This is a genomic window from Massilia sp. BAP21 (assembly GCF_057801335.1).
Genome location: NZ_CM173596.1, coordinates 1,625,511 through 1,649,680, shown reverse-complemented (window position 1 = coordinate 1,649,680; position 24,170 = coordinate 1,625,511). Strand labels below are relative to the sequence as shown.

Genomic DNA, 24,170 nt, shown 5'->3' with positions numbered 1-24,170 from the left:
TGCGTTCACCATGAACGAAGCTCGTACAAGTCATGCCTGATGACCATAGCAAGTCGGTCCCACCCCTTCCCATCCCGAACAGGACCGTGAAACGACTTTGCGCCGATGATAGTGCTGCAACCAGTGTGAAAGTAGGTTATCGTCAGGCTAGTTATATGAAAAACCCTGCAGAGTGATCTCTGCGGGGTTTTTTGCTTTGGGCGTCGTGTTTGTTTAATCAGCCTTTTTCAACCCGCGCCGCTGATCAGCCGGTGAGACAGCGTGGACACAGGTGCCTAGCGCGGCCCGGTCCACCCCACGTGTTTGAACACTTGGCACATCAACCTGTTCTGTTTTGGAGCAACCTGGTCAGGTATTGCCCCGGCTGAGCCGTGGCACGTCCCTTGCTGTTGGATTAAGAGTTGCTCACGACGGGACACTCCATGGAACTTCGCGCATCCATCCGGCAGGCTTTCGCTCCTCGCCATCACACCGAACGTGTCTGCTGTTTCCTTGCGGCTGCCGTGCTTGCTCCCTGCGCCGCGGCTGAGCCGGAAAGGCCGGAGAAACCCGAGGGCACGATGCCGGTCGTCGAGATTGTCGGCTTCGCGCCGCTGCCGGGTCTGGGCATCGAGCGCGACCTGCTGCCTTATCCGGTACAGCTCGCCACTGAAAAGACGATCCGTAAGGCTGGAGGGGAAAATTTGTCCGAGTACATGTCGCGCAACCTTACCGGTGTGAACGTCAATGAAACCTCGGGCAGCCCCTTCCAGAACGACCTGACCTTCCGCGGCTTCCGCGCCTCCCCGGTGCTCGGCAGTTCGCAAGGCATTTCGGTCTACCTGGACGGCGTGCGTGTGAACGAAGCCTTTGGCGACGTCATCAACTGGGACATGCTGCCCGAGTCCGCGATCGGCAGCCTGCTGCTGGTCCCCGGCGCCAATCCTTTGTATGGCCTGAACACCCTGGGGGGCGCGCTGGCCTTTACCACCAAGTCTGGCCTCAGCCATCCCGGCGGCGAGTTCGAGTTCTCGCTTACCGACGAAGGCCGGCGCCGCGCCGATGCTTCCTACGGCTGGCAGGGTACGGGTGGCTGGCACAGCTTTATCGGCGCTACCTGGTTCGACGACGATGGTTGGCGCGACCACTCTTCCGGTCACCTCGGCAATGTGCTGGTCAAGGTCGGCCGTTCGCTCGGGGCGACCGACTGGTCAGCGAGCCTGTTGGGCGGACGCAGCCGCCTGCTCGGCAATGGCCTGTTGCCCGATTCCCTGTACGAAGCCGACCGGCACGCCGTCTATACCTACCCCGACACCACCCGCAACCGCCTGGTGCAGGGCACATTGAATCTCACCCATCGCTTCAGCCAGGACAGCGAACTGAGCGCCACGGCTTACGCCCGCAACAGCCGCCGCGACACCGTCAACGGCGATGTCAGCGAGGAATACGACGATTACGTGGAAGACTGCGCGGAGGGTTTCGACGCCAGCGGCGCCCCGCTCGAATCGGACGAGTGCGGCTTCACCCTGGCCGAAGGCGCCGCCCTGCATCCCGGCGTGCTGAACACCACCAGCACGCGCCAGGAAAGCCGCGGCATCAGCGCCGCCTTCAGCACCCGGCGCGGCGCCTACCGGCTCGATGCCGGCTTTAGCTTCGACCACAGCGAAGCCGAGTACGCCCAGTTCGAACAGGAAGCCTTTGTCACCGACGCCCGCGAAGTCATCGGCGACCCCGACGAAGAGCGCGAGCCCTCGTCGTCGGTGGTTGGCAGTGCGCGTGCCTTGGGTGTCTACGTCGCCGGCAGCTGGGCCGCAAGTGCCAGCACCCAATTGACTGCCAGCGCACGCTTGAATCGCGCACGCGTGAGCAATACCCTGACCAACGAACGCGGCGTCCAGCCACGGGAAAGCTTTACCTACACCCGCCTGAACCCCTCGCTCGGCATCACCCACCAGCTGGGCAATGGCGCGACGGTTTTCGCGAATGTCGCCCAGGGTAACCGCGTGCCCACCGTCATCGAGCTCGGCTGCGCCGATCCGGAAAACCCTTGCCGCCTGCCGGTGGGCCTGCAGGCCGACCCTTACCTGAAGCAGGTGGTCGCGCGTACGATCGAGGCCGGTGTACGCGGTCGTCTGCCCGGCGGCAATTACTCGGTGTCCTTGCACGGCACCGTCAACCGCGACGACATCCTCTTCCTCAGCTCGCCATCGCGCCAGGGTTACTTCGCCAATTTCGAGCGCACCCGCCACCAGGGCCTGGACGCCACCGTCGCCCGGCAGTTCGGACCTGTCAATGTGCATTTCGCCTACAGCTACCTGGAAGCCGTGTACGACGCCGACGGCGAACTGTTCACCGGTGCGCGCAACGTCGAGGTGGAACGCGGCATGCGCCTGGCCGGCCTGCCGCGTCACAGCGGCAAGCTGTCGCTGGACTGGGACGCCAGTCCGCAGCTGCGCTTCGGTGCCGACCTGCAGGCGGCCAGCAGCCTGCTCAGCCAGGGCAACGAGGATGGCCTGATCGAAGATCCAGAGGAGGGCGAAGAACCCGAGCGCGCCGACTGGCGCGTGCGCGGTTATGCCTTGGTGAACCTGCGCGCCAGCTACCGGCCGGCGCCGAACTGGGAAATTTTTGCCCGCATCAGCAATGTCTTCGACCGCCGCTACGAAACCTATGGCGCGGTGGCGCCCGATTTGTTCCCGAACGGCCAGGTATTGCGTCCGCACGAAGGCGAGGTTGAACCCGGGCACACGCGCTTCGTGGCGCCCGGCGCGCCGCGTACCTTCGTTGCCGGCCTGCGCTATACATTCTGAAACGCCAGACGCCGGCCGGTACGATACAAGCGGCCGGCCGTTTCAGAATGCGTATTTAAAACGCGCAGTCAGAACACATATCGGGAACCCGTATTCAGACTGCCCGCTCAGAACGTGTACTCGGCGCTGACGCCCGCCATCCACTGGCGCCCGGTGCCGGCTTCATAATAGCGGCGGTTGGTATCACCCACGATCACCGAACCGACATAGCTGCGGTCGAACAAATTGTTCACCCGCAGGAATTGCCTGAAGCGCCAGCGGTCGATCGATTGCCGCGCCTGGATGCGCGCGTTCACCACCGCATACCCCGGCGCGGCCCGCTCCAGATTGGTGTCTTCCGCATAGATCTTGCTCGAAGCGACGGTCTCAAGCGCTGCGCTGAGGCGGCCGTTTGGCTCCGTCCAGGCCAGCTCGGCATAGCCATTCGCCCGCGGCACGCCCGGCAAGCGCCTGCCGGCGCCCACGCTGCCGAATCCGGTCTCATAAGTGGCCCGCAGCAGCGTCACCGAAGCGCGCGCACTGAAACCGGCACCCAGCGACGACTCCAGCGATACCTCCGCGCCGCGCCGCAAGGTCGAGCTGGCGTTGCGGTAACTGGTGCGTCCGCCGCCGGCAGTGTCGACCACCATCTCGTCCTCGGTACGTGCCTGGAACAGGGCGGCGTTGATGCGCGTGTCATCGCCCATTTGCGCCTTGGCGCCCAGCTCCAGGTGCTTGCTGCGCGCCGGCGCAAGGTTGAAATTGAAACCGCCGCCGCTCGAATAGAACAGTTCGTTCAGGGTTGGCGTCTCGAAGCCGCGCGCCGCACTGGCGTACACGTTTAATTTATCCGACACCTTGTACAGCGCCCCCAGCACCGGCGTTACGCGGCTGTAGTCGACGGACCCGCTATCGTTGCCATTGGCCAGGAAACGGTCGTCCACGTCCACCTTCAGGCTGCTGCGGCGCAGGCCCGCCGTCAGCACCCAGGGGCCGCCGGCCCACTCGGTCTGCACGTAGGGGTCGAGGTTCGACAGCTTGTCCTTTTCGTTGCGGCGCAAGGCGCCCTTGACCCCTAACTGGCTGCCGACAAAGTTTTCGTAACCCTGGCGGTCGTCGACCGAACGGCCGTATTCGATGCCGGCCGTGGTGCTGAGCTTGCCACCGGCCAGCTCGCGTACCGTCATCCACTGGAGCTCGAGGCCATAAAAGTCGCGGTCGAAATCGACCACGCCGCCGGAATGGGTGGGCGGCGCCTGGAAAGCACGCGAGAACGCCTGGTACTGGATCACCTGCCGCTTGCCCACATACGCCATGACGCGCAATCGGTCCGCGCCGAAACGCTGTTCAAAGGCCGCGCCGCCCTGCTGGTGGTCGATGCTCTTGCGCGTGTCGTAGCGCTCGGCCAGGGTACGGTTCGGCACCTGGGTATCGGTGGCGTCGATCTCGCCGGCGCGCGGGTTGCGCTGGAAAGTGTTCCAGGTCACGCCCAGTGGGTCCTGGGTATCGTCCTGGGTCAGGCTGCTGGCGGTAATCGTCAGGCGGCTGGTCGCGCTCGGGCGAGTGGTCAGCTTGGCAAAGCCCTGGTCGCGCCGCGCCGCACTGTGCTCGCGGTAGCCATCGGTGCCGAAGCGCGAGGCATCGACCACGTAGCCGATCCCGCCTGCCTCGCCCTGCGCATTCAGGTCGACTTTATAAGTGCCGTCGCTGCCGCCCGACACCGTGGTCTCGACGGTCGGCCGGCCCTGGCCATCGCGCGTGAACAGCTGCACCACGCCGCCCGAGTGATTGCCGTACAGGGCGGAAAACGGTCCGCGCAGCACCTCGATGCGTTCGGCCATGTCGAGGTTGAAGGTGGCCGCCTGGCCCTGGCCGTCCGGCATCGAAGCCGGAATCCCGTCGGCAATCAGGCGCACCCCGCGCACCCCGAAGGCTGAGCGGGCGCCGAAGCCGCGCGAGGAAATCTGCAAGTCCTGGGCATAGTTCTGGCGGTTCAGCACCACCAGTCCCGGCACCGCCACCAGCGCCTCCGACGCATTCACGCGCAGCTGGGCATTGCCGATGCGCGTGGCGTCGACCACGTCGATGGCGGCCGGGAAATCGTAGCTGTCGTGCTCGATGCGGCTGCCGGTAACCACCACCACCGGTACCGGCGCTGCATCAGACGCAGCTGCGGGCGAGGGCGCGCCGGCCATTGCCGGCGTACCCATGCCGCCTGCAAACAGGGTGCTGCCCGCACACAGCAGGGCAAGCGGCTTGCGCCGCAGGGAAAGCTGGACCATGCATGTCTCCATATTCTGTGCAGTTGACGAAGCAATATCTCTGCCAGGCCGCCAGGACCTGAATGGCACGGCCCTTGCATAGCCTTGGCTCTGCACACGCCACGTGCTGTCCGCCCGGTACTTGCCTGAGCAAACGGCGCAGCACCTGTTCCAGATTAGGACAGCCGGCGTGGCACTGTTTCAGATCTGGACGGCCATACCGATCCAGCCGGGGACCCAATACAAACCAGAAAGAGGACGACATGAATCTCGCGGACATCAGCAAACTCGGCGTTGCCAATCCCTTCAAGCAGCGTTACGACAACTACATCGGCGGCAAGTTCGTAGCGCCGGTGAAGGGCGAGTATTTTCCCAACCTGACGCCGATTACCGGCCAGCCCTTCTGCGAAGTCGCACGCTCCGGTGCCGAGGACATCGAACTCGCACTCGACGCCGCCCACGCCGCGAAAGCTGCCTGGGGCAAGACCTCGCCCGCCGAACGCGCCGGCATCCTGAACCGCATCGCCGACCGCATGGAACAGAACCTGTCGCTGCTCGCCACCGCCGAGACCATCGACAACGGCAAGCCGATCCGCGAATCCACCGCCGCCGACATCCCGCTGGCGATCGACCATTTCCGCTACTTCGCCGGCTGCATCCGTTCCCAGGAGGGTTCGATCGCCCAGATCGACGACGAAACCTATGCCTACCACTTCCACGAACCGCTGGGCGTGGTTGGCCAGATCATTCCCTGGAACTTCCCGATCCTGATGGCGGTCTGGAAGCTGGCGCCGGCGCTGGCGGCCGGCAATTGCGTGGTGCTCAAACCGGCCGAGCAGACCCCGGCCTCGATCATGGTGCTGGTCGAGCTGATCGCCGACCTGCTGCCGCCGGGCGTGCTGAACGTGGTGAATGGCTTCGGCCTGGAAGCGGGCAAGCCGCTGGCCTCGAACAAGCGCATCGCCAAGATCGCCTTTACCGGCGAAACCACGACCGGCCGCCTGATCATGGGCTATGCCGCGCAAAACCTGATTCCGGTCACGCTCGAGCTGGGCGGCAAGTCGCCAAACATTTTCTTCGAAGACGTGATGGATGCCGATGACGCGTTCTTCGACAAGTGCCTGGAAGGCTTTGCCATGTTCGCGCTGAACCAGGGGGAAGTCTGCACCTGCCCGTCGCGCGTGCTGATCCAGGAATCGATCTACGACAAGTTCATCGACCGCGCCCTGGCGCGCGTGGCCGCCATCAAGCAGGGTAACCCGCTGGATGCGACGACCATGCTCGGCGCCCAGGCCTCGCAGGAGCAGCTGGAAAAGATCCTGTCCTACCTCGACATCGGCAAGCAGGAAGGCGCCGAGGTGCTGGCCGGCGGCGAGCGCAACACCCTGCAGGGCGACATGAAGGAAGGCTATTTCGTGAAGCCGACCGTGTTCAAGGGCCACAACAAGATGCGCATCTTCCAGGAGGAGATCTTCGGGCCGGTGGTGGCGGTGACGACCTTCCGCGACGAAGCCGACGCCCTGGCGATTGCCAACGACACCCTGTACGGCCTGGGTGCCGGGCTGTGGACGCGCGACGGCAGCCGCGCCTTCCGCGTCGGCCGTGCGATCCAGGCTGGGCGCGTCTGGACCAACTGCTACCACCTGTATCCGGCGCACGCGGCCTTCGGCGGCTACAAGCAGTCGGGTATTGGCCGCGAAAACCACAAGATGATGCTCGACCATTACCAGCAGACCAAGAACCTGCTGGTGAGTTATAGCCCGAAGGCCTTGGGCTTCTTCTGAGCGGAGCGGGGCGGCCATGGACAGTGCGGACGAATTGAACAGCGGCCTGAGCGGCGGCGCGGGCAGCGGCCCGGACGCTAGCCCGGACAGTGGCTTGCACAGCGCCGAGCCAAGTGCCGCGCCCGGGCGCGTGGTCGCCACCGCCGCCGCGCTGGGCTTGATCGAGCAACTGCGCCAGCGCCATGGCCCGCTGATGTTCTTCCAGTCCGGCGGCTGCTGCGACGGCAGCGCGCCGATGTGCTACCCGGCCGGCGAATTCAGCGTCAGCGACACCGACGTGCGCCTCGGCGAGCTGGGCGGCGCGCCGTTCTACATGGGCGCCGAGCAGTTCGCCTACTGGGAGCACACCCAGCTGATCATCGACGTGGTCGCCGGCAACGGCGGCATGTTCTCGCTCGATAACGGCACCGGGCAGCGCTTCCTCACGCGTTCGCGCCTGTTCAGCGACGCCGAACTGGCGCAGTTGCCCGCTCCCGTCACCGGACCGGGCGCCTGACGACACACACCACAGCAAGGACACCATGAAAACGAAAGCAGCCATCGCCTGGAAAGCGGGAGAACCGCTCTCCATTGCCGAGGTCGACCTGGAAGGCCCGCGCGCCGGCGAAGTCCTGGTCGAGATCAAGGCCACCGGCATTTGCCATACCGATTACTACACCCTGTCCGGCGCCGACCCGGAAGGCATCTTCCCCGCCATCCTCGGGCACGAGGGCGCCGGCATCGTGCTCGACACCGGCCCCGGCGTCACCTCGGTCAAGCGCGACGACCACGTGATTCCCCTGTACACGCCGGAATGCCGGCAGTGCAAGTTTTGCCTTTCGCGCAGGACCAATCTATGCCAGGCGATCCGCGCGACCCAGGGCCGTGGCCTGATGCCCGACGCCACCTCGCGCTTTTCCATCGACGGCCAGCAATTGTTCCACTACATGGGCACTTCGACCTTCTCCAACTACATCGTCGTGCCCGAGATCGCGCTGGCGAAGATCCGCGAAGATGCGCCTTTCGACAAGGCCTGCTACATCGGCTGCGGCGTCACCACCGGCGTCGGCGCCGTGGTGTTCTCGGCCAAGGTGCAGGCCGGCGCCAACGTGGTCGTGTTCGGCCTGGGCGGCATCGGCCTGAACGTGATCCAGGGCGCGCGCATGGTCGGCGCCGACAAGATCATCGGCATCGACCTGAATCCCGGCCGGGCCGAGATCGCGCGCAAGTTCGGCATGACCCACTTCGTCAATCCGGGCGAGGTGCCGAACATCGTCGACCACATCGTGCAACTGACCGACGGCGGCGCCGACTTCAGCTTCGAATGCATCGGCAATACCACCGTGATGCGCCAGGCGCTCGAATGCACCCATAAAGGCTGGGGCCAGTCCTTCATCATCGGCGTCGCTGCGGCCGGGCAGGAAATTTCTACACGCCCGTTCCAGCTGGTCACCGGGCGCGAATGGAAAGGCTCGGCCTTTGGCGGCGCGCGCGGACGCACCGACGTGCCGAAGATCGTCGACTGGTACATGGACGGCAAGATCAACATCGACGACCTGATCACCCACACCTTGCCGCTCGAACGCATCAACGAGGGCTTCGAGCTGATGAAGAGCGGGCAGTCGATCCGCTCGGTGGTGCTGTATTGAGGGAGCAATCAACCATGGAGACGCAATCATGAGCGACACAGACATGAATACCGCAGTCAAGATCCATCCCGCCGTCGACAACGGCATCCCCCCTGCCACGCCCGGCTTTGCCGGCGGCACCCTGACCTGCCTGTGCACCAGCAATCCCGTCACGGTGGAGTTGACCAGCCAGGTGGCGCACAACCACGTGTGCGGCTGCACCAAGTGCTGGAAACCAGACGGCTCGCTGTTCTCGCAGGTGGCCGTGGTCGGCAAGGACAAGGTGAAGGTGACGGCCAACGAAGACAAGCTGCAGGTGGTCGACGAGAGCGCCACCATCCAGCGCCACGCCTGTCGCGATTGCGGCGTGCACATGTACGGGCGCATCGAGAACACCGGCCACGCTTTCTACGGGCTCGACTTCGTGCACACCGAGCTGTCGAAGGAAAAGGGCTGGTCGCCGCCCGAGTTCGCCGCCTTCGTGTCCTCGATCATCGAGTCCGGCGCGCGTCCGGAAAACATGGGCGCCGTGCGTGCGCGCCTGAACGAGATCGGCCTGCCGCCCTACGACGCGCTGTCGCCGCCGCTGATGGATGCGATCTCGACCCACGTCGCCAAGCAACGCGGCGTGCTGCAGGACGCGTAGGCGAGGACAAGCAAGAAGCAGCAACGCACGCCGGCGCACCAGCGCGGGCGTGCCGACCTGCCGGATACCGGAGACACACGAATGAAACGATTGTTCCTGCTGCTGTTGCCGGCGCTGCTGGCCCTACCCATGGCGCCATCGCTGGCAACACCCCCGGCAGCGCAAGCCAACGACTATCCCACCAGCGGACGCGTGGAGTATGTGCTCGAGTGCATGCAAAAGCACGACGGCAAGTACGAGTACCTCTACAAGTGCTCCTGCGTCATCGACCACATCGCCAGGCAGATGTCCTACGACGATTACGTGACGATGTCGACGGCCCTGCGTAACCAGACCATGGCCGGCGAGCGCGGCGCGATGTTCCGCGATCCCGTTCCGGTGAAAGAAATGGCCAGCAAATACAAGGCGCTCCAGGCCAGCGCCGACAAGGCTTGCTACGTGCAGCAGCGTTGAAGTATGCGCAGTGAGGCAGGCGCATTGCTGCATGAGTGTGGTGCTGCGCCACGGATGGCACAGCAGGACGGCACAGCGGCGGCAGCGACTGTCACGAATCTGAACAGGGACCGTCGTGGCAGCAGCGGATCGGGCGGCGCAATGACTGGTCCGCGGTTGGCACGTTCTGTGCTGTGGAAAAGATGGGGCATCCCACCAGGTCGAGGTTTGCAAGGCCAGCGGAAGCGGCCGCCGATAAAAACCATAGGAGACTTACCATGTCATTCCCAACAAGACTCATCCGCTGGTTGCCGTGTCTGGCGCTGCTTGCCGGTCCGGCGCTGGCTGCCAATTCCGATGTGGAGCAATTGACCAAGGACCCGAAGAACTGGGCAATGCAATCTGGTAATTTTGCGAACCACCGGTACAGCGAACTCAAGCAAATCAACAGCAAGAACGCCAAGGACCTGCAGGTGGCGTGGACCTTCTCCACCGGCGTCCTGCGCGGCCACGAAGGCGGCCCGCTGGTGATCGGCGACACCATGTACATCCACAGCCCCTTCCCGAACAAGGTGTTCGCGATCGCGCTGGAAGACCAGGCCATCCGCTGGAAATACGAGCCGAAGCAGGACCCGACCGTGATCCCGGTGATGTGCTGCGACACGGTCAACCGCGGCGTGGCCTATGCCAACGGCAAGATCTTCCTGCAGCAGGCCGACACCACCCTGGTGGCGCTGGACGCCAAGACCGGCGCCGAGCTGTGGAAAGTGAAAGTCGGCGATCCGAAGATCGGCGAAACCACGACGAATACCCCGCACGTGTTCAAGGACAAGATCATCACTGGCATCAGCGGCGGCGAATTCGGTGTGCGCGGGCGCATCACGGCGCACGACATCAATACCGGCAAGGTGCTGTGGAAAGCCTATAGCACCGGGCCCGACAACGAGCTGCTGGTCGATCCCGCCAAGACCATGACCTGGACGAATGGCAAGATGGCGCCGATCGGCCCGGACTCCTCGCTGAAAAGCTGGCAGGGCGACCAATGGAAGCTGGGCGGCGGCACCACCTGGGGGTGGTACAGCTATGACCCGGCCCTGAACCTGGTCTACTACGGCACCGGCAACCCGAGCACCTGGAACCCGCGCCAGCGCCCTGGCGATAACAAGTGGTCGATGACGATCTTCGCGCGTGACCTCGACACCGGGCAGGCCAAGTGGGTCTACCAGATGACGCCGCACGACGAGTGGGACTACGACGGCGTCAACGAAATGATCCTGGTCGACATGAAGGTCAAGGGCCAGGCCCGCAAGGCCCTGGTGCACTTCGACCGCAACGGCTTTGCCTACACGCTCGACCGCGTCAGCGGCGAACTGCTGGTGGCGGAAAAATTCGACCCGGTGGTCAACTGGGCGACACACGTCGACATGAAGAGCGGCCGGCCGCAGGTGGTGGCCAAGTACAGCACCGACAAGAACGGCCCCGACTTCAACTCGAAGGGCATCTGCCCGTCGGCGCTCGGCACCAAGGACCAGCAGCCGGCCACCTACTCGCGCAAGACCGGTTTGTTCTACGTGCCGACGAACCACGTGTGCATGGACTATGAGCCCTTCCAGATCGAGTACACGGCGGGCCAGCCCTACGTTGGCTCGACGCTCTCGATGTACGCGGCGCCGGGCAGCCACGGTGGCCTGGGCAACTTCATCGCCTTTGACGCCAGCACCGGCAAGATCGTCTGGTCCAAGCCGGAGAAATTCTCGGTCTGGAGCGGGGCGCTGTCCACCGCCGGCGACGTGGTCTTCTACGGCACCCTGGAAGGCCACATCAAGGCGGTCGATCACAACGGCAAGGAGCTGTGGAAGTTCAAGACGCCCTCGGGCATCATCGGCAACGTCCACACCTGGGAATACAAGGGCAAGCAGTACATCGGGGTCCTGTCGGGTATCGGCGGCTGGGCCGGGATCGGCCTTGCGGCCGGGCTCACCAAGGGCACCGAAGGCCTGGGTGCGGTGGGCGGCTACAAGGACCTGGCCAAGTATACCGAGCTGGGTGGCGTGCTGACGGTGTTCGCACTGCCCGACCGCTGAGCCCGCGCCACGCCGTGCCGCGCGGCGGCTTCATCGCTGCCGCGCACTTCGATGAACACCGGACCCGGCGGCCGGCGCAGGATGCCGTCCGCCGTGGCCATGCATTGCCAGGAAACGAGATGAAGACATTCATGAAGCGGGCGCCCCTTGCCTCCCTGTGTACCGCCCTGTGTGCCGCCCTGTGCTGGTCCGTGGGCCTGTTCGCCACAGCGTTCCCCGGCAGCGCGCTGGCCGGCGATACCCCGCCGTACAAGGTTGCCGAAGGCAACAAGGTCGACGCCCAGACCCTGAGCGGCTGGAAGACCTGGCGCGCCATGGCCTGCGAACGTTGCCACGGCGCCGCCCAGGAAGGCATGGTCGGCCCCTCGCTGGTGGACAGCCTGAAGGTCCTGAGCAAGGACCAGTTCAAGACCGCGGTCCTGAAGGGCCGCATCGAAAAGGGCATGCCGAACTTCGACGGCAGCAAGATGGTGACCGAGAACATCGACAGCCTCTATGCCTACCTGAAAGGGCGTTCCGACGGCGCCATCGAACCGGGCCGGCTGCAGGAGATCGGCAAATGAGGCGCAGGCCCTTCCTTGCCACGCGACTTGCGCCACGGGTTGCCACCCGGGTTGCTACGCGGGTTGTCACGCAGCTTGCGCGGGCCGGGCTGGCGGCCAGTCTGCTGGGGTGCCTGGCTGCACCGGCGGCCGCGCAGTCCGCCGCGACCGAGGCGCCCGGCGCGGACAAGGTCTTGCGGGTCTGCCAGGACCCGAACAACCTGCCGCTGTCGAACCGGGCCGGGGAGGGCTTCGAGAACAAGATCGCGGCCCTGTTCGCCCAGCAGCTGGGCTGGAAGCTGGAGCACACCTGGTATCCGCAGCGCATGGGTTTCATTCGCAATACCCTGCGTGCCAAGGAAGAGCATTCCGAGCGCTTCAAGTGCGATCTCGTCACCGGCGTCGCCAAGGGGTTCGAACTGGCCGCCAACACCCATTCCTACTACCGCTCCAGCTATGCCATGGCTTATGTAAAAGACCATGGACTGGACACGGTGCGTACCCTTGACGACCTGCTGGCGCTCGACCCCTCGCAACGCAAGAAACTGCGTTTCGGCGCGTTTGCCGGCTCTCCGGTCACCGAGTGGCTGCTGCAGAATGGTTTGATGGAGCAGGTGAACTGGTACCAGAGCCAGACCGGCGATGCCGAGCAATACCCCGGCGAGATCGTCGAGAAGGACCTGGCCAGCGGCAAGATCGACGTTGCCTTTGCCTGGGGGCCGATCGCCGGCTACTTCGCCAAACGAACGCGCGGCGCGTCCATCGTCGCCATCCCGCTGCAGTCGCGTCCGGGCATGAAATTCGATTTCGAAATCGCCATGGGCGTACGCCATGCCGACAAGGACTTCCGCCAGCTGATCGACCGGCTGATCGACACCAATCAGGGCAAGATCCAGGCCATCCTCGAGCAATACGGCGTGCCCTTGTCGGCACTCCCGCCGCCCCAGTCTTCCTCACCTTGAGGACGCCATGATCTGCATACAGCAACAGCGCGGCGGGGGCGCAGGCCCGCGGCATGGCGTGCACGCCCGGTCGATGCGCTTCGCACTCGGCATGCTCTGTGCACTTGGTGGGCTGGGCGCCGGCCTGGTGCAGGCCCAGCCGGTATCGCCGGCCGAAACCCTGCTGTTCGAGACCGACCACCTGGCGCGCACCAGGGCGCCGGCGGCGCTGGTCTACGACTTTCGCAAGGTCAGCAACATCGAACCGGGCTTTACCGACACGGTCGAGCTCGACCTGACCAGGGAAAACGGGCGGATGCATGCGCGCCTGCGCTTTCTTTCCGGAGCGCGCAAGCGCGAGCTGCCCGACATCGACGATGCCCACGGCAATCCGGTGCTGCTCGGCTTCCTCGAGCACGACATCGCGGAGATGAAACGCCTGACCGGGGGCTCCACTACCTACTTCCGCAAGCGCATTCGCATGGCGCTGGCGAATGCCGGCCAGTTGGGCAAGCAGACGATCAACTTCCAGGGCAAGTCGTATGAGGGACAGGTGGTGCGCATCCAGCCCTACCTGGACGACCCGCTGCATGCGCGCTTCGAAGCCTACGTGCACAAGACCTACACCTTCATCCTGAGCGAGGCCGTACCGGGCGGCGTGTACCAGCTGTCGACCTCGCTGGGTACGAGCGGCAGCGGACGGACCATCAATGCGGCAGCTGGCGTGCAATCGAGCGCGCTGGCGGACGGCAGGGTGGCCAAGCGTCCGGCCGAAGGCACTGCCCGCGCGCAATCCGGTACGGCCGGCCCAGGCACGGCCGGCTCCACCGCACAAGTGCCCGGTGCGGGGGGAGGCAGCATTCCCTCGCTTGAAGAAACACTTACCTTGGTCAAGGTTGCCGATCCGAAGCGCTGAGCCTGGCACGATTGCAGGCCCGGCCCGTCATCACCGGAGGATGCCATGGCGCGCTTGAAAGTTCTCGCATTCGATTACGCCATCGCCGGTGGTCCGGGCGCTCCTGCTGTGCCATGCGCGCTCGCACAGCAGGGGGGCATGCTGCTCCAGGCCCTGCTGGCCGACCTGGGCGCCGTACCCGGGGTCGAACTGCAGACCATGCCGGCTGCCGGCGCCGCCTGGGCGCCCGCCCCATCCTTCGGTGGGAAGTCCTTCGGCGACAGGGACTTCGGCGAGCGTTTCGCCGACTGTGTGCAGGCGGCCGATGCCGTCTGGCCGCTGGCGCTCGAGACCGAAGGCTTGCTGGAGGGAGTGTCGCGCGATGTCCTGCGCGGCAAGCGCGTCCTGCTGGGCAGCGCGCCCGGCGCCGTCCGCGTTGCGGCCAGCAAGCGCGAGATGACGCGTGCGCTGCGCGACGCCGGCGTGCCGGCCGTGCCCACCTACAGTCCGCATGCGAGCCTGCCGGAAGGCCCGGGCGCCTGGGTGGTCAAGCCGGACAATGGCGCCGGCTGCCTCGACACCCGCTTGTTCAGCGACCGCGCCGCGGCCCTGGCCCACGTGCGCGCCAACGCCGGGCAGGACTATGTGCTGCAGCCTTTCGTTCCCGGCGAACTGGGCAGCCTGTCCCTGCTGTGCTGCGACGGCAAGGCCTGGGTCCTGGCGTGCAACCGCGAGCGCGTGGCCGTGCGTAACAACCGCTTCCACTTCCTGGGCAGTACCGTGAACGGCCTGCTGGACGCCGACGGCGCGCTGGCCGGCCTGGCGCAACAGGTTGCGGCGGCCCTGCCTACGCTGTGGGGCTATGTCGGGGTGGACTTCATCCGCAGCGCACAGGGAACCGTGGTGCTGGATGTAAATCCGCGCCTGACGGCCGCCTATGCCGGCCTGCATGCGTCGATTGGCTGCAACCCGGCTGGCCTGGTGATTGCCTTGCTAAAGGGCCCGGCCGCACTGCAGGCTGCGCCGCTTCCGGTCACGCGGCGGCGCGCAGTCTCCGTCGATGTCGACAGCTTCGGCCAAGCCTGAGTGCCGCTTGCCTGGCTTGGTTGGCTTAGTTGGCTTACTTGACTTACTTGATCACGACGCCCCAGGGCAGCTTGCCGACCGGGATGTCGCGCAGCTTGCTGCGGCTGGCGGTGTCGATCACCGACACGTTGTTGCTGCGGCCGTTGGCCACGTAGAGTTTCTTGCCGTCGGGCGTGAGCGCCATGTTCCAGGGCCGCTGGCCGACCGGGATCGTGGCCACCACCTGGTTGCTCGCGGTATCGATGACCGAGACGTTGGCATCGCCGCCATTCGACACATAGACCTGGCCGCCGCCCGGGTGCACGGCAATCCCGTTGGCGCGCAAGCCGGCCTTGATGCGGGCGACGATGGCGTAGGTCTTGGCATCGATGACGAAGACCTCGTTGGCGTTCTCGGTGGCGACATAGGCGCGGCTGCTGTCGGGCAGGAAACCGATACCGCGCGGGCGGGCGCCCACCGCCACCTGGGCCACCTGCTTGCGGCTGGCGAAATCGATGATGTCGACCGCGTCGCCTTCCTCGGCGCTGACGAACAGCAGCCGACCGTTCGGGCTGAACACCGCGTGCTCGGGATTCTTGCCGTGGACCTGGATCGCAAATGCCAGCTTGCGGGTGCGGGTGTCGGTTACCGCGATCTCGTTCTTGCCCTCGATGGCCGCGACCACCCAGCGCCCGTCGGGCGAGATCGACACGCCTTCGGGCGATTCGCCGAGGGCCACCGCGGGGCCGGGCTTGCGCGCATTCAGGTCGAGCACCTGCAGGCTGTTGTTCGGCTGGTCGCTCACGTACAGCCAGCGGCCGTCGGCGCCGATTGCGAGTCCGCGCGGCTTGGTACCGGCCGGCATCTCGCCGACGACCTGGTCGTTGGCGGTGTCGATCACGGAAATCGTGCCGCTGCCTTCGTTCGGCACGTAGGCAAAGGGCGCCGCCAGGGCCGGCGAACCCAGCGTTGCGGCGAGGGTGGCCAGGCATGCCAGGGCGCCTGGCAGGATACGGCGAAGCGACGGCATGGTCATGTGGTCTCCATGGACAGGTTGAAGGAGAGGCAACGCGGCGCGCACCCGCTCAGTGGAACAGCGCCTTGTCGGGATGCTGGATGTTCAGGCGCTGCAGCTTGCGGTACAGGGTGTTGCGGCTGATGTTGAGTTCGCGCGCCACGCCGCTCATGTTCCAGCCGTGCCGGTCCAGCGCCTGCAGCAGCACCTCGCGTTCCGCGCTTTCGAGCGCCGTCAGGGCCTGCCCGGCGCCGCTGGCGGAGACCGGGCAAACGCCTGCTGCCAGGGCGGGAGCCGGCTCCAAGGGGAGCGCAGGAGCGGCGTCGTCGAGGTCGAGCCGGTATTCCGGCGGCAGGTCGCGCAGGCCGAGACTGTCCGACTCGCGCAGCGCGATCATGCTGCGCAGCAGGTGACGCAGCTGGCGCACGTTGCCGGGCCAGCGCAGGCGCTCCAGCGCCGCCAGCAGCGGCTCGTCGAGTTCCACCACGCTGCCTTCGTCGCTTTCCTGGGCGGCCAGGTAGGCAATCAGGGCGCGGCGGTCGGCGCGTTCGCGCAGCGGCGGCAGGCGCAGCGTGACGCCTTGCAGCCGGTAATACAGGTCTTCGCGGAACTCGCCGGCGGCGATTTTCTTCGCCAGGTCGCAGTGGGTGGCGCTGATCAGGCGGATATCGAGCTTGACCGGCGCCTCGCCGCCGAGCGGCACCACCTCGCGCTCCTCGAGTACGCGCAGGAGCCGCGCCTGCAGGGAGAAGGGCATGTCGCCGATCTCGTCGAGGAAGAGGGTGCCGCCGTTTGCCTGCAGCAGCTTGCCGCGCTGGCCATCCTTGCTGGCGCCGGTAAACGCACCGGAACGGTAGCCGAACAGTTCGCTCTCGATCAGCGACTCGGGGATCGAGGCGCAATTGATGGCCACGAAAGGCCGGGATGCCCGTGGCCCGGACAGGTGCATGGCGCGCGCGAACACTTCCTTGCCGGTGCCGGTTTCGCCGAGCAGCACGGTAGCGACATTGCGCTCGGCGATGCGGCGCGCGGTAGCGACATGGCCGGCCATGACCGGGTCGCCGAACTGCACGGTGTCGAGCGCGGTGGGGGCCTGCTGGCCGGCGCCATGGCCCGGCAGGCTGCGCGGCGCGCGCCGCAGGCCGTTCGTGGCGACCGGCTGGTAGACCACGGCGAAGAAGCGCGCGCTGTTGCGCACCTCGAAAATCGGTACCGGGTGGAAGGCGCGCCGCACGCTGCTGTCGACCAGGCCGGGGAAGGTAACGTTGAAGAGTTCGCCGATGTCGCGCCCGGCGATTTCGTCCGGGCCGGAAAAGCCGAGCTGGAACAGGGCGCCGCGGCTGGCGGCCAAGACCTTTCCTTCGGTACTCAGGGCGATCGCGCCTTCGTGCAGGGTGCCGACGAACTCGGGCCGGTTATGAAAGCGCAGGATGTAGTCGTGGCGGAACTGATGCAGGAAGACCCGGTTCTCGATCATCTGCACCGACATGCAGACCAGGGCCAGGGTGTGCTGCTGGGCCAGGCGCGATTCGCCGGACGCGTCGAGCACGCCGACCAGGTCGCCCTCGTGGTCGAAGATCGGGGCGGCGGCGCAGCTCAGGCCGATGTTGCGCGACAGGTAATGCTCGTCGCGGTGCACGGTGATCGGGCGCCGCTCGACCAGGCAGGTGCCCATGCCGTTCGTGCCCTGCACCCGTTCGCTCCAAACCGCGCCCTGGGCCAGGCCGGTCTTCGAGGCGGCATGGGTAAAGGCAGGGTCACCGAAGTAGTTCAGCAGCACGCCTTCGCGGTCGGTCAGCATGATGGCGTAGCCGGAGCCGGCCAGCTGCTGGTAGAGGTTGGCCATTTCGACCTTGGCGACCGCCTGCACATCGGCCAGGCGCGCCTGGCGTTCCTGCAGTTCGCTGGCGGCGACGACTTCGGGCTCGGCGCAGGTGCCCGGGTCGAGCTGGTAATCGTTCAGGCATCGGATCCAGGACCGGGTGATCCGGTTGGCCGTGCCCAAATGGTCGGTACCGATCCGGTCCTGGACGACCGAACGGACGCGCTTGACGTGTTCAACGGCAAACCTCGACATGTTGTCTCCTGGGTCCGTAACTGGCGTCATGCGCCGTTACTTTATTGGACTGTTCTCGACCAACTCAACACAAGCGATACGGCTACAGAATACACCGTGTCAACGCGAATTGTCCCGTCATTTTATGCCCACGCAGAAGGCATTCTTGCCTACCTCGCACAAGCCAGACCGGCGTCAGGAACAGGCAGATCGGCGGGAACATCGACGAGTATCGATGGTCACGCGCAAAAAGCCGGCAATGCAAGCTATCAGGTTTGAGAGGGAAGGCGCGCCAGGGCGCCGTTCGCCGCCAGGTGGGCGCGCTTGCGGCCCGTGCTGGGGCTTGCCCGCGATCTGCGGCACAATACGGGGGAGTGTTGCCAATCGAATAAATGGGAGCCGCATGAATGAACAGGTAGCAAGGCGCGTCGTGCTGGTGCGCGCCATCGAAACGGCCGACGCCGGCCATGCCGTGCTGAGCGAGGACGACCGCAAGTACGCGAGCCGCAGCGCGCGCGAGCTGGCGGCCTGGCAGGCATCCGACAGCAAGAGCGCGGTGACGCAGGAGCATTTCCTGCAACAGCGCTCGGAGCAGATCCTGAAGCGGCTGGCCGAGCGCACGCCGGCCTTTGCCGCCTTCCAGAAGCGCGCCCTCGGCCTGCCCGGTTTCTGGGCAGCCCTGCCGCTGCTGGCCCTGTTTGCCGGCGCGCTGCTCGACCGGATCGCCGACCCGCACCGGGTCGACCTGCTGTCGGCGCCGCTCCTGTTCATCGTCGGCTGGAACCTGCTCGTGTATGTGGCGCTGCTGGTGTGGGCGCTGGTTCCTGGCCGCAAGACCGGTTGGGCCGGCGCGGGCCTGCTGCGCCGCCTGAGCGTGGGCAAAGTGGCTGCGCCGCGCAAGCTGCCGGCGGCGCTGGCTACGGGCCTGGGCAATTTCATGGCCGAGTGGGCCCAATTGAGCGAACCGCTGACGCGGCTGCGCCTGTCGCGCACGGTACATTTGGCGGCGGCGGCGTTCGCGCTTGGCGCCGTCGTCTCGCTGTACGCACGCGGCCTGCTTACCCAATACGCGGCCGGTTGGGAAAGCACCTTCCTCGACGCCACCGAGGTTCATACCCTGCTGTCCTGGCTGTTCACGCCGGCCCTGGCCGTGTTCCCCTTCCTGCAAGGGTTCACGCTGGCCGATATCGAGGCGCTGCAGTTTGGTGTACAGGCCGGCGCCGGCGTGGCCACTGGTGCAGTGCCGGGCCTGGCGGCAGTGCCTGGGGCCTTGTCCGGCACGGCCGGCGCCGTTGCCGGTACTGCCGGCGCCGGTGAGCGCTGGGTACACCTGTATGGCGCCACCATCCTGCTGCTGGTGATCGTGCCGCGCATCGTGTTAGCCAGCATCGCCGCCCTGCGCGCACGGCGCCTGGCGCGGCGCTTCCCGCTCGACCTCGAACACCCTTATTTCCGCAAGCTGGCCGACAGTATCGGCGCCGGCACCCCGGCCGTCCTGCGCGTGCTGCCCTACAGCTTCACGCTCGACGAAGCGCGCGACCGCGGCTTGTGGACCGTGGCCGCGATGGCGCTGGGCGCCCAGGCGCGCGTTTTGCTGCGCCCCACCGTGCCGTATGGCGAGGAGCCGAAGGAGGCGCTGCAGGCGGGCCTGCAAGATGCGCGCTTCGATGAAGCCGGCGTCACAGTCACCGCCGCGCTGTTCAACCTGGCCGCCACGCCGGAAAAGGAAAACCACGGCGCCTTCCTCGATTACCTTGCCCGCAACAGCAAGCGTGGCGTGGCCGTGCTGCTCGACGAATCGGGCATGCTCGAGCGTGCGGGCGGCCAGGGCGGCGCCGAGGCGCGCATCGCCGAACGCATTGCCCTGTGGCGCCAGTTCTGCAGCTTCCACGGCACCGCCGCCACGGTGGTGAACCTCCTGCAACCCGAGCGCCACCCGATCGAACTCGGCGCCGGCCTCGCCCTGCCGGAGCTGCGATGAACGAAGCGCCAGTCAAGATCCAGTTCGCGCTGGTATCGCACACGAATAACGGCAAGACCACGCTGGCCCGCACCATGACCGGCGTGGACGTGGGCGAAGTGCGCGACGCCGCCCACGTGACCACGTTTGCGGAAGCCCATCCCTTGCTGACCAGCCCCGCCGGTGACACCCTGCTGCTGTGGGACACCCCCGGCTTTGGCGATTCGGTGCGCCTGCTCAAGCGCTTGGCCATGGCGGGCAACCCGATTGGCTGGTTCTTGCGTGAAGTATTCGACCGCTACCGCGACCGTCCGTTCTGGCTGAGTCAACAGGCTTTGCGCGCGGCCAAGGATGAGGCGGATATCGTGCTTTACCTCGTCAATTCAGCGGAACCTCCGGGCGACGCCGGCTATCTACCAGCAGAGATGAACATCCTCGAATGGTTGGGCAAGCCGGTGGTCGTGCTGCTCAACGGAATGGGGCCACCCCGCCCGGGCGCACAAGAAAGTGCGGAAGGGCAACAGTGGAAGCAGCACCTGGCACGCTTCCCCGTGGTACGCGAAGTGCTGGCGCTGGACGCGTTTGCACGTTGCTGGGTGCACGAGCATGTGTTCTACGAAGCGGTGGCGCCGCTGGTCGAGCCGGGCAAGCAGGCCGGCTACCTCCGCCTGCGCGCCGCATGGGAGGCCGGCAACCGCCAGCGCTATGCCAGCGCCCTGCGCATGACGGCCGAGCAGGTTGCGAGCGCCGTGCGCGACAGCGAGCCCGTACCCGAGGAAGGGCGCGGCGTGGTGCGCAGCGCGCTCAAGGCCGTCGGCCTGGGCAAGGACGAGCAGCGGCGCCAGGAAGCGGCCATGGCGGCCCTGGTCGAACGCTTGAATGGGGAGATCAACAAGACGACGATGCGCATGCTGGTGCTGCACAAGGTCGATCCGGGCGAGGCGGAAGCGATCAACGCTCGCGTGCGCGAAAACTTTGCCGTACGCGCGCCGGTCGACAAGGCCCAGGCCGGGCTGCTGGGCGCCGTGGTGTCGGGCGCGGCCACCGGGCTGTCGGCCGACCTGATGGCGGGCGGCCTTACGCTCGGCGGCGGCGCCTTGCTCGGGGCGCTCGTCGGTGGACTGACGGCCGCTGGCGCCGCCTGGGGCTTCAACCAGCGCGCCGACCGCAACGAGGCGGCGGTGCAGTTTGCCGACGCCTTCCTGCAGACGCTGCTGGTGGGCGCGGTGCTGCGCTACCTGGCCGTGGCCCACTTTGGCCGGGGGCGCGGCAATTATGTGGCCAGCGAGGCGCCGGCGTTCTGGCAGGCGGAAGTCGAGGAGGCCTTGAAGACGCATGGCGGCGATTTGCCTGCCTTGTGGCGTGCCGTGCGTGCCGCTCCAAGTCTCGAGGCGGCGCTGGAGCATGTGAATCCGGTGGTGACGCAGGTAACCGACGCCACCCTGGCCAAGCTGTATCCCGGCGTTAAGCTCGGCGCGCTGCCGGCTGGGCCCGACACCACTGCCGACAGCGGCGTCGTCAGCGGTGTCGACAGCGGTGTTGTCAGCGGAACTGGTACTGCGCGCTGACGCCCAGCACCCAGTTGCGGCCGGGCGCCGGTTCGTAGAAGCGGCGATTGCTGTCGCCGACGATCACAGAACCAACGTAATCGCGGTCGAACAGGTTGTTCAGGCGTGCAAACTGCTTGAAGCGCCATTCGCCCATTTCCTGGCGCGCCTGCACGCGTGCATTGACGATGCCATAGCCGGGTGCTGGCGTGGCGGCATTGGCGTCGTCCGGGTTCACCTTGCCGGTGGCGATGGTTTCCAGCGCGGCGTTCAGTTTGCCGTCGGCAGCTGTCCAGCCGAGTTCGCCGTACAAACTGGCGCGCGGTACGCCGGGCAGGCGGTTGCCGGCCGGGATAGTCCCGAAGCCGTCTTCGTACACGGCGCGCAGCGCGCTGGCGGCAACGCGCGCGTTCAGGCCGGGGCCGAAGCGCGTGTCGAATGAAAGCTCCACGCCGCGGCGCAGGGTTTCGCCGGCATTCCGGTAACTGGTGCGTCCGCCACTGGAGGCGTCGACGGTCAGTTCGCCATCGGTACGCACCTGGAACAGGGCCAGGTCGAGACGGGTGTCGGCACCTAGCATGGTCTTCAGGCCAGCCTCGAGGTTGGTGCTGCGGCTCGGGCGCAGGTTGAAGTTGAAGCCGTTGCCGCTGCCTGAATAGAACAGCTCGTTCAGGGTCGGCGTTTCGAAGCCGCGCACGGCGCTGGCATACACGTTCAGGTTCGGCGTCAATTTATAGAGAACACCGAGCACCGGGGCGGTGCCGCTGTAGTCGACGCCGCCGCTGTCGTTGCCGTTGCCGAGGAAATCGTCGGTCACGTCCACATCCAGGGAGGTGCGGCGCAGCCCGGCAGTCAGCACCCACTGGCCGCCTTCCCATTCCGTCTGCACATACGGGTCAAGGCTGGACAGGTCGTTCTGTTCGTCGCGGCGCAGGCGTCCACGCACGCCGAACTGGTCGCCCACGTAGTTTTCGTAGCCCTGGCGCGAATCCTTCGAGCTGGCGTATTCCAGGCCCAGCGTGGTGCGCAGGGTACCGCCGGCCAGGCTGCGTACGTCGCGCCAGTTGAGGTCGACGCCATGGAAGTCGCGGTCGAAGTCGACCACGCCGCCGGAGTGGGTGGCCGGCGCCTGGAAGGCGCGCGAGAAGGACTGGTACTGGATGACTTCGCGGTTGCCGCCGTAGACGGTCAGCTGCAGGCGGTCGGCGCCGAAGTTCTGCTGCCACTGCAGGCCGGCCTGCTGGTGGTCGATGCTCTTGCGTGTGTCGTAGCGGTCGGCAAAGGTGCGCTGCGGCGACAGGGTGTCGCTGGTGTCGATCTCGCCGGCACGCGGGTCGCGCTGGAAGGTCGCCCAGGTAATACCAAGCGGATCCTGCGTGTCGCGCTGGTGCAGCGAATTCGCAATGACCGTCAACTTGCCGTCGCGGGAAGTCGGCACGGTCAGCTTGGCATAGCCTTGCTCGCGCTTGGCAGCGCTGTGGGCGCGGTAGCCATCGGTCTCGAAACGCGAGGCGTCGAGCACGTAGCCGATGCCGTTGGCCTGGCCCGCGGCATTCAGGTCGAACTTGTGCATGCCGTCGCTGCCTGCGACCGCGCTGAATTCGATTTCCGGTGGGCCTTTGGCATCGCGCGTAAAGAGCTGCACCACGCCGCCGGAATGGTTACCGTACAGCGCAGAAAAGGGGCCGCGCAATACTTCGATCCGTTCCGCCATGTCGAGGTTGAAGGTAGCGGCCTGGCCCTGGCCATCCGGCATGGTCGCTGGAATCCCGTCGGTAATCAGGCGCACTCCCCGTACGCCAAAGGCCGAGCGGGCGCCGAAGCCGCGCGAAGAGATCTGCAAGTCCTGCGCATAGTTCTGGCGGTTCTGGACCACCACACCAGGAACCGCAACAAGCGCTTCCGACAAATTGACCCGCGGCTGGTTGTCGCGGATGCGCGCGGCATCGACCACATCGATCGCAGCGGGCAGGTCGAAGCTGGCCTGCTCCGCACGGCTGCCGGTCACGACCACGACCTGGGTCGGCGTTTGCGGCTGGGCCGGAACCTGGGCAAAGGCGGACGCAGTGAGGGAAGCCAGCATAGCCGGAACAAGTTTGACGCGGGCAGGGCAGGTAAGCATCGCAGAAGTGGTGTGTTGATGAGCTGGCAATCATAGTATGTCCGGCTGAACAACGTCGCCGCGATTGCCGCACTGCCGCGAAAGGCACTTGTCAGCCACGGCAGGCTTTGTTATAGTTCGGTCCCTCGCGAAAACGACAACGAAATCAAGTAGTTGACGGGTGTAGCGAGAACCGCGGAAAACGCGGCGCAGTAAAAAAGAGAAGTTGACGACGCAAACGAAACACTGCATAATCTCACTTCTCTGCTGCTGACAAACAAAACGATTTGTCGGAACGCAGCAAGCAATACCGAATAAGTTCTTTAACAATTAACAGTCGATAAGTGTGGGCGTTTGATGAAGGTGCCAGCTGACTTGTTCAGCTGATTACTTAAATTATCAAATGTTCGCACAAAAGAAATACGTTATCTCAGCAATGGGATGACGGTCAGTATTTTGAGTGAGC

General features: G+C 65.8%; 17 protein-coding genes and 1 rRNA gene. 14 read left to right on the top strand and 4 right to left on the bottom strand.

Going from position 1 to position 24,170, the window contains the following annotated elements; all coding sequences use genetic code 11:
- The first annotated feature begins 35 nt into the window (after positions 1 to 35).
- Together rrf and ACWYRN_RS07200 are read left to right on the top strand one after the other, a co-directional pair.
- A 5S ribosomal RNA gene (gene rrf / locus ACWYRN_RS07205) occupies positions 36 to 148 on the top strand.
- Positions 149 to 560: 412 nt separating this feature from the next.
- Positions 561 to 2,789: a TonB-dependent receptor gene (locus tag ACWYRN_RS07200; protein WP_488691786.1), complete on the top strand. Its 2,229-nt coding sequence runs from the start codon at positions 561 to 563 to the stop codon at positions 2,787 to 2,789.
- Positions 2,790 to 2,896: 107 nt separating this feature from the next.
- On the opposite strand, the gene ACWYRN_RS07195 is transcribed toward ACWYRN_RS07200, so the two are convergent.
- A complete protein-coding gene (locus ACWYRN_RS07195) occupies positions 2,897 to 5,050 on the bottom strand; it encodes a TonB-dependent receptor family protein (protein ID WP_488691785.1) in 2,154 nt (717 codons plus the stop codon).
- Between the two features lie 242 nt (positions 5,051 to 5,292).
- Here ACWYRN_RS07195 and adh point away from each other — a divergent pair, with 242 nt between their 5' ends.
- The 10 genes from adh to ACWYRN_RS07145 all read left to right on the top strand — a co-directional run bounded on the left by adh (position 5,293) and on the right by ACWYRN_RS07145 (position 15,046).
- Positions 5,293 to 6,813 (top strand): aldehyde dehydrogenase, encoded by a 1,521-nt coding sequence (gene adh / locus ACWYRN_RS07190; protein ID WP_488691784.1) that lies wholly within the window; start codon positions 5,293 to 5,295, stop codon positions 6,811 to 6,813.
- A gap of 16 nt (positions 6,814 to 6,829) precedes the next feature.
- Entirely contained in the window at positions 6,830 to 7,309 is a 480-nt protein-coding gene (locus ACWYRN_RS07185; protein ID WP_488691783.1) for a DUF779 domain-containing protein, read from the top strand.
- Between the two features lie 25 nt (positions 7,310 to 7,334).
- Positions 7,335 to 8,441 (top strand): S-(hydroxymethyl)glutathione dehydrogenase/class III alcohol dehydrogenase, encoded by a 1,107-nt coding sequence (locus ACWYRN_RS07180; protein ID WP_488691782.1) that lies wholly within the window; start codon positions 7,335 to 7,337, stop codon positions 8,439 to 8,441.
- 28 nt (positions 8,442 to 8,469) lie between these two features.
- On the top strand, positions 8,470 to 9,066 hold the full coding sequence (gene gfa / locus ACWYRN_RS07175; RefSeq protein WP_488691781.1) for an S-(hydroxymethyl)glutathione synthase: 597 nt from the start codon (positions 8,470 to 8,472) through the stop codon (positions 9,064 to 9,066).
- Between the two features lie 81 nt (positions 9,067 to 9,147).
- Positions 9,148 to 9,519 (top strand): hypothetical protein, encoded by a 372-nt coding sequence (locus ACWYRN_RS07170; RefSeq protein WP_488691780.1) that lies wholly within the window; start codon positions 9,148 to 9,150, stop codon positions 9,517 to 9,519.
- Between the two features lie 257 nt (positions 9,520 to 9,776).
- Entirely contained in the window at positions 9,777 to 11,582 is a 1,806-nt protein-coding gene (locus ACWYRN_RS07165) for a methanol/ethanol family PQQ-dependent dehydrogenase (RefSeq protein WP_488691779.1), read from the top strand.
- A 119-nt stretch (positions 11,583 to 11,701) separates the two neighbouring features.
- Entirely contained in the window at positions 11,702 to 12,145 is a 444-nt protein-coding gene (locus ACWYRN_RS07160) for a c-type cytochrome (protein WP_488691778.1), read from the top strand.
- Entirely contained in the window at positions 12,142 to 13,086 is a 945-nt protein-coding gene (locus tag ACWYRN_RS07155; protein WP_488691777.1) for a quinoprotein dehydrogenase-associated putative ABC transporter substrate-binding protein, read from the top strand. The genes ACWYRN_RS07160 and ACWYRN_RS07155 overlap by 4 nt, the downstream gene beginning before the upstream one ends.
- Positions 13,087 to 13,159: 73 nt before the next feature.
- Positions 13,160 to 13,981, top strand: coding sequence for a hypothetical protein (locus ACWYRN_RS07150; RefSeq protein ID WP_488691776.1), 822 nt, complete (start codon positions 13,160 to 13,162; stop codon positions 13,979 to 13,981).
- Positions 13,982 to 14,026: 45 nt separating this feature from the next.
- Entirely contained in the window at positions 14,027 to 15,046 is a 1,020-nt protein-coding gene (locus ACWYRN_RS07145; protein WP_488691775.1) for an ATP-grasp domain-containing protein, read from the top strand.
- Positions 15,047 to 15,089: 43 nt separating this feature from the next.
- Here the strand turns inward: ACWYRN_RS07145 and ACWYRN_RS07140 are convergent, their stop codons facing one another.
- Together ACWYRN_RS07140 and ACWYRN_RS07135 are read right to left on the bottom strand one after the other, a co-directional pair.
- On the bottom strand, positions 15,090 to 16,061 hold the full coding sequence (locus ACWYRN_RS07140; protein ID WP_488691774.1) for a beta-propeller fold lactonase family protein: 972 nt from the start codon (positions 16,059 to 16,061) through the stop codon (positions 15,090 to 15,092).
- Positions 16,062 to 16,110: 49 nt separating this feature from the next.
- Complete coding sequence (locus ACWYRN_RS07135; protein ID WP_488691773.1) at positions 16,111 to 18,117, bottom strand: sigma-54-dependent Fis family transcriptional regulator; 2,007 nt, start codon at positions 18,115 to 18,117, stop codon at positions 16,111 to 16,113.
- Between the two features lie 382 nt (positions 18,118 to 18,499).
- Here ACWYRN_RS07135 and ACWYRN_RS07130 point away from each other — a divergent pair, with 382 nt between their 5' ends.
- Complete coding sequence (locus ACWYRN_RS07130) at positions 18,500 to 20,077, top strand: DUF2868 domain-containing protein (protein ID WP_488691772.1); 1,578 nt, start codon at positions 18,500 to 18,502, stop codon at positions 20,075 to 20,077.
- Positions 20,074 to 21,624 (top strand): DUF3482 domain-containing protein, encoded by a 1,551-nt coding sequence (locus ACWYRN_RS07125; RefSeq protein WP_488691771.1) that lies wholly within the window; start codon positions 20,074 to 20,076, stop codon positions 21,622 to 21,624. Before ACWYRN_RS07130 ends, ACWYRN_RS07125 begins: the two co-directional genes overlap by 4 nt.
- Here ACWYRN_RS07125 and ACWYRN_RS07120 read toward each other — a convergent pair.
- The gene (locus ACWYRN_RS07120) at positions 21,599 to 23,686 is read right to left on the bottom strand and encodes a TonB-dependent receptor family protein (protein ID WP_488691770.1); all 2,088 of its coding nucleotides are present in this window, start codon (positions 23,684 to 23,686) and stop codon (positions 21,599 to 21,601) included. The genes ACWYRN_RS07125 and ACWYRN_RS07120 overlap by 26 nt on opposite strands.
- Between the last annotated feature and the right edge of the window lie 484 nt (positions 23,687 to 24,170).